We start from the raw sequence: 5,899 nt of genomic DNA, 5'->3' as shown, positions 1-5,899 counted from the left end.
CCCAAACGCTGTACCCTCAGAAAACGACGTTTACATATTGACTAAAAACAGCGACCATATCTATTATTCCAGCGAAGATCAGCCCTGGATTAAAATTTGGATTATTTTTAATGGTGATTTTGCCGAATCTTTATTCAAACAATATCTCCCTGAAAATACGTATCTCATCAAGGAGTGCAACATTCTCTCCTATATGAATGAGATCATTAACCTATCGTCGGCCACACATATGAACTATCCCAGCTTTATAGACGAAGTAACCGTCCTTCTTCTTAAAATCGTATTGCGCTTAAAGAACCATTTAAAACATAAAGCGCCAACCATATCCGAGCAGATCAAGTCGTATCTGGACGGCAATATCGAGAATAAAGTGGATTTGGACGATCTGTGTGAACAACTCGGCTATTCGAAAAATCATATGATCAAAATGTTTCGGGAAACGTACGGGATCACGCCTTACGCCTATTTTCGCAAACACAAAATTGAATTGGCCGAGCAATATTTACTGAATACCCATCTCAGCATTAACGAAATTTCAAACAAGCTGAATTTCGCCGATCAACATTATTTCTCCTCCGTCTTCAAATCCATCGCCGGTGTTTCCCCTTCAGAGTATCGGCAGATTAAATAATACGGAATGACAGAATCATCAGAAGCTGCTGCGGTGATACCTTAGGCTTTACTGGTTATGGGATAACTCGAAAAATTTCTTTAGATGACCAAGCAAAATCTGAGGTTGAGTAGAAATATACGAAACATGATCTCCAGGCACTACGATGAGGTTGGTGTGAAGCAGCTTTGCCATTTCATTGGCGTACTCTGGGCGAATAATATCACTGTCTCCATTGACGAGCAAAACGGGCGCGGTAATTTGTTGCAATTGGTTCGGTTCAAGAAAATCCTCAGTATTCGGGTTATTCACCATTTCTGCACCTTTGGCAATAAGTTTGGACCAGTTATCAGGATGCTATCGCGACAGCCGCAGCGCATATTAACATATTGCCGCATTCTTCAACCGGCATTTGCCAGTCGGGCGTAGTTCCGTTGCTGTATACTTGCCCATTCAGAAGCGGGTAAGTACCCACATCGTGGGGAGCAAAGTCATAATGCCAAACCTCGGTTGAAGCGTACTTGAATATCGGCCGAAGCATCCCTTTCACCAATTCGGGGTTATATAGCAAAAATTGTGGAATGGATGGGTAAGTCACGTCAAGTGTAGCCGCACAGCCATTGCTGAAGTTCTCCTTGGAAATGAACAGAACTTCTCCATCCGGACCCGCTACGATTTTATGGGCGGCAATCGCTTGCCGGTAAGCGAGGGATGCCAGGTCTGCATACTTTTCGCTTCCCGATGCCGAGGCGTCCTGATACAATTTTTCAGCAAACCGTTCGCATTTTTCAAACACCGTATCATATTCATTTAGCGCCTGCTTTATCGCCTCTTCAATCGTCTCTCCGTCTTTTCTCCAATAGGCATCCAGCTGTTGATGAAAATATTCGATCGATTTGATATCATCATAGCCGACTGCAAAAAGACCCTTCTGCATTCTGCTCCGTATCCAGAACGATCGATAGCCCCATGGCATGATTTACGGTTCCGTAGAGGTTTATATCTTCGGAAGCGCTTACTGAAGCGCCGCTATGATTGGATGCGAGATAGACGTACCCCCAGTTAATTCGAAGATCATCCCCGCTTCTCGTTAACGGATGCTGAATGCTGCTTCCCACTTTGCCGCAAGTAAAACCAGGTTCGCTCAGATCCGTATACGCGGTTGGAAACTCGTATTTCAAGTTTTGGCATAGCTCTCCATCTACACTGATGGCCACTGTGACTTCATGTTTTTTCGCGTCGTTCGACTCGGTTGTCACATGAATATAGGACACTGGTCTGGACATGAGCTTCAAATCATCCAACAGCAGCGGAGTCGTGAACGTAACGGTTAACCGAATTTCATCGCATGCAAACTCGTATTGGCTCGACAAAGCATGAATATCCAATTTTGTCTGCTCCATGAGCAGGCTATCCGGCTTAATGCCCATGAAAACATATTCTTTCCCATCAACCAGCACAGTGCCGGTCATCCGGTGAGGTTTGCCCGTCCAATGCTTAGTGTCCGATTCATTGAGCTTGTCTGCCATGGACCAGATGGAAAAATAAGGGTCAACCGTAATCAGCGGAACAGCTGGTGCACGAAGATTCATTTGGATTCCTCCCATTAATGCGTTTCTTAGTGTATAATTTATCATGTTCCAAAACGTAATTTAATAGGATTTATCATTGTAAATGTGAGGATTATCATGATGAACGAAACCATTTTTAATTTTTGGCATCTTAATGATTCCAAGCTTCCACTCAATGTGCTCATGTCGGGCATCTCTTACTGTGATAAAAATTACCGGATCGAACGCCATGGAGAAAACCTGTATTCGTTTGAATATATCATCGACGGCAGCGGCGTTCTAGAGATCAATTCCCAAACTGCCTCATCTGTAATGGAAAAGCATCGGCAGAAGCATGTTTTATGCCTTCGACTATATAGGGAAAATAGCCATCCATACTATAAATAGTCGAGGCTAGTGCCAGCTTGCGAACAAGGTGAGGATTAGACTTCGCCAGATGCAGTGCGACTGTTCCACCAGCACTGTATCCAAACACATCCGCTTCCGTGATCCCTAATTGACTCACAAGTTCTGCGGTGTCACGACCCATTTGAGCAAAACTTAAAGGGCGGTTAATGTCTGCGGTATGACCATGGCCTTGCTGTTCAATTAAAACTACCTGGCGGTGAAGAGCTAACTCCGGTAATATGGGATCGAACATGCTGGCAGTCGCAAACTGGCCATGGAGCAAAATTAGTGGTTTACCACTCCCATGGATTTCATAATACATATTTAGTCCATTTACTTTCTCGTAACCACATTTTTTTTCACTCATGCTTAAGCCTCCTTGCGTTGTATTTGTAAGATCGTCCATTCAAGTTTCGATCTTCGGACGACTGGTATTTTTAATAGTATCACAGCAAAAGTTTCCAAGTTCTTTTGGATTGCTATCTTCAACCATGTTCTTATCGTCTTCCATCTATTCAGATGGAATGCGCAACCGATTTGATATCCTTTTGACTTAAAAATTTCATTAAATCATGACTCAGCTGCACAATCTCATTGTTAGCACGATTCGCATAATCCGGTAACATCATATCGCGAACCATTTTAGTTCGTAGCCATGTCATAAAGAACAGATCCAATAATAAGTTTGGAAAAAATTTAAGCACCATTTTAAGCATGGGTGGATCTATTGAAACGCCAGCTTTTTGTATGGCCCTTAGATACGCTTTTAAAGTGACTGTTATTTGGCGTGCCGTCTTTCTGGTTCTGACTGTTTTTTTGTCAGTTATTTTATCTTCAGAGTGCAAAACGCTCAGCATGGCAATGTCGGATACGGAATGTGTGATGAGATACGCTTGCATATCCTTTTTAATAACGTAGGGAAGCTTTGCTGTTTTAAATAATTTCGCGAGTTTTTCGATGCGTTCTGTCACTTCACCATTCACTTCTCCAAATGCAGTTGCCGCTATAATCTTTGGTAGAAATCGAGCATGCAATACTCCATCTTTCATCTGTCCGCCGAAGCCGGGAAAAGCGGGTAAAAGTCGATCCCCTACGATATCCAGCCACGAAGAAAACCCAATTGAATTACTAGTCATCGTAACGATATGTTTGCTTTGATTATCTTTTAGCGCTAACAACGCTGATTCGGACCGGTCATAACGTACGGTGACGAAAATAAAATCGTATATATCGTCATTTTCGAGCGTATCAATGACCTTCACTTGTATCGATTTAACGGAACCTTTTTCTTTATACTGCAGGCCATTTTCGCTTAATGATTTAAATCTTTTAGAATGTGCAAACAGCGTAACGTCAAACCCTGCTTCAATAAGCTTCATTGCGTACATGCTCCCGATGACACCTGCACCAAAAATTAAAATTCTGGCTTGTTTTGCTGACATGAAAACCACCCCTTCTTATTAACATTTCCTTTGGATTATCAGACAACGTGTTGTATGATGTGATCATAAATCTTTATTATTCCTTGATCAACCATCAGTATTTTAGGATTTGTCGGATGATTTTTTTTCGCTAGTGGGAGGGATAGGCTGTATTCAAGCGGGATTACGCCCTATTTTAAAGAATAAGTCTATCTTCAGACCGATGAATTCCCGGATCGGCTGTCGTCTATATAAACGAAGGCATAAATAAACACAAACTAATTTGACGAAGAGGTGTTTTGAAAATGGCATTAATGTCCGCATTCACGAGCTTAAACCTGCCTGTAAAAAACGTAGAACAATCGAAAGCATTCTTCACCGGACTCGGATTCGAGCTCAATCCGCAATTCCCCGATAACGAGAATTCGGTAGCCATCGTGATCGGCGACAACCTTCAGGTCATGCTGATCAATCAAGCATTCTTTAATACGCTCACGGAGAGGGAAACCGTCGATACGAGCAAGTATGCGCAGATGACGATCGCATTGGCCTTCGAGAGCCGGGAAAAGGTCGATGAAATCGTGAATACTGCGGTCTCCTTGGGCGGGGAAATTGCACGCTGAACCTGAAGATCATGGGATCATGTATCATTGGGGCTTCGTGGACTTGGACGGCCATCTGTGGGCCATTAACTACATGAACATGGATGCGGCACAAGGTTAAGGCTAACGGGGAGCATGCTCATACTAGGGTTTAAAAAGGAAAGACGCCGGGCATCTTCCCCGGCGTCTTCTTCGCGATGATTAGTTTTGTTCGGTATAGGCTTTGAAATTGTCTATGATCGCTTGCCAGCCTGCTTGCTGGAACTCGACGGGATTGGAGCTTTCCGGGTCGAACGTTTCAATGACCTTCGTCTCATTCCCTTGATCGACGAAAGCAATATCTACTCTTCTTCCGTCTTCCATCGTGTAGCCGATCGCCTCATGCCGATTCACAACATCGTAGACGCCGCCAAAATCAAATCCCATGCTGCCATCCTTCGCTTCCATCCGCGTCGAAAACTTGCCGCCAACCCGCAGATCGTTTTCCGCTCTCGGCGCATGCCAGTCCTCGGACGCTTGATTCCACTTCGTGATATGCTCCGGCTCGGACCAATAGCGCCATACTTTCTCGACGGGGGCTTGAATGACGGTTTGTACAGTTACTTTCGTTGGTTGATTCGTTTCCATTTGATTGGACACCTCTCTCATAATATTCATCGTTTGGTTAGTCTCAATGATATAGACGAATGCCAAATACGAAATTCATCGGTCGAGTCGCTCAGGCAGCCCAAATCGCGAAAATAATTTTGTATTGATGAAGTTTTGAACGTGCAGGATTTGATTTTCTTTGATTTCGATGACGTGAATGCCCCAGGGTACCAGGCCAGAGCCCTCTTTGTCCGGCATATACTGGGCTAACGCCGGATAACCGCCATTCACCGTAATGGGCACAAAACGCGAACCTTCGCAATGCCAGCGAGTAAGCGAATAGAAGGCGGACAAATCTTCCTTGCCGTGGATCCACATCTCGAAGGGCGGCATCGACATGCAGCCTTCCTCGTGGAACAGCGCTACGAGCGCAGCAATATCGAATTGCTCGAAGGCCTCCACATACCGGGACAGCAGCTCCTGCTCCGGTTGAACGTCCATGCTGCTGAGCTCATCCGAGCGAAGCTGCGCCCGGTCCATCGTCTCTCGGGCTCTCTGCAAGGCGCTGTTCACCGCTGCCGGCGACATCGCCAACGTTTCTGCGATCTGCTTGGAGGACCATTCAAATACATCCTTCAAGATGAGTACCGCGCGCTGCCGCGGAGGCAAGGTCTGCAGGAGGGCAATGAAGCACAGTTGAAGGGTATCTCTGCGGACGAG

General features: G+C 44.9%; 8 protein-coding genes and 1 pseudogene. 2 read left to right on the top strand and 7 right to left on the bottom strand.

The window, feature by feature from the left end:
* The coding region (locus tag CPT76_RS09710) for a helix-turn-helix transcriptional regulator (protein ID WP_219845396.1) at positions 1–631 on the top strand (631 nt) is incomplete at its 5' end.
* Positions 632–679: 48 nt separating this feature from the next.
* Here the strand turns inward: CPT76_RS09710 and CPT76_RS09705 are convergent.
* From CPT76_RS09705 to CPT76_RS09685, 5 genes are all read right to left on the bottom strand, one after another.
* On the bottom strand, positions 680–922 hold the full coding sequence (locus tag CPT76_RS09705; RefSeq protein WP_146116196.1) for an alpha/beta fold hydrolase: 243 nt from the start codon (positions 920–922) through the stop codon (positions 680–682).
* A 37-nt stretch (positions 923–959) separates the two neighbouring features.
* Positions 960–1,547, bottom strand: coding sequence for a glutaminase domain-containing protein (locus tag CPT76_RS09700; protein ID WP_258168244.1), 588 nt, complete (start codon positions 1,545–1,547; stop codon positions 960–962).
* Entirely contained in the window at positions 1,516–2,202 is a 687-nt protein-coding gene (locus CPT76_RS09695; protein WP_181152765.1) for a DUF5127 domain-containing protein, read from the bottom strand. The genes CPT76_RS09700 and CPT76_RS09695 overlap by 32 nt, the downstream gene beginning before the upstream one ends.
* Before the next feature lie 265 nt (positions 2,203–2,467).
* Positions 2,468–2,935 carry an alpha/beta fold hydrolase gene (locus CPT76_RS09690; RefSeq protein WP_219845395.1) on the bottom strand — a complete coding sequence of 156 codons (468 nt, stop codon included), beginning with the start codon at positions 2,933–2,935 and terminating at the stop codon, positions 2,468–2,470.
* Between the two features lie 148 nt (positions 2,936–3,083).
* A complete protein-coding gene (locus tag CPT76_RS09685) occupies positions 3,084–4,010 on the bottom strand; it encodes a ketopantoate reductase family protein (protein ID WP_105442769.1) in 927 nt (308 codons plus the stop codon).
* 284 nt (positions 4,011–4,294) lie between these two features.
* Between CPT76_RS09685 and CPT76_RS09680 the strand changes: the two are divergent.
* Positions 4,295–4,712, top strand: a pseudogene (locus tag CPT76_RS09680) (VOC family protein).
* A gap of 80 nt (positions 4,713–4,792) precedes the next feature.
* On the opposite strand, the gene CPT76_RS09675 reads toward CPT76_RS09680, so the two are convergent.
* Entirely contained in the window at positions 4,793–5,218 is a 426-nt protein-coding gene (locus tag CPT76_RS09675; RefSeq protein WP_105442768.1) for an SRPBCC family protein, read from the bottom strand.
* Positions 5,219–5,293: 75 nt separating this feature from the next.
* Positions 5,294–5,899 (bottom strand): RNA polymerase subunit sigma-70 (locus CPT76_RS09670; RefSeq protein WP_146116287.1); only part of this gene is annotated, 606 nt, incomplete at its 5' end.

Source organism: Paenibacillus sp. AR247, assembly GCF_002968895.1.
Taxonomy (GTDB): domain Bacteria; phylum Bacillota; class Bacilli; order Paenibacillales; family Paenibacillaceae; genus Paenibacillus_AQ; species Paenibacillus_AQ favisporus.
The sequence above is the reverse complement of the archived record's forward strand: the minus strand, read 5'-3'. Positions and strand labels throughout refer to the sequence as shown.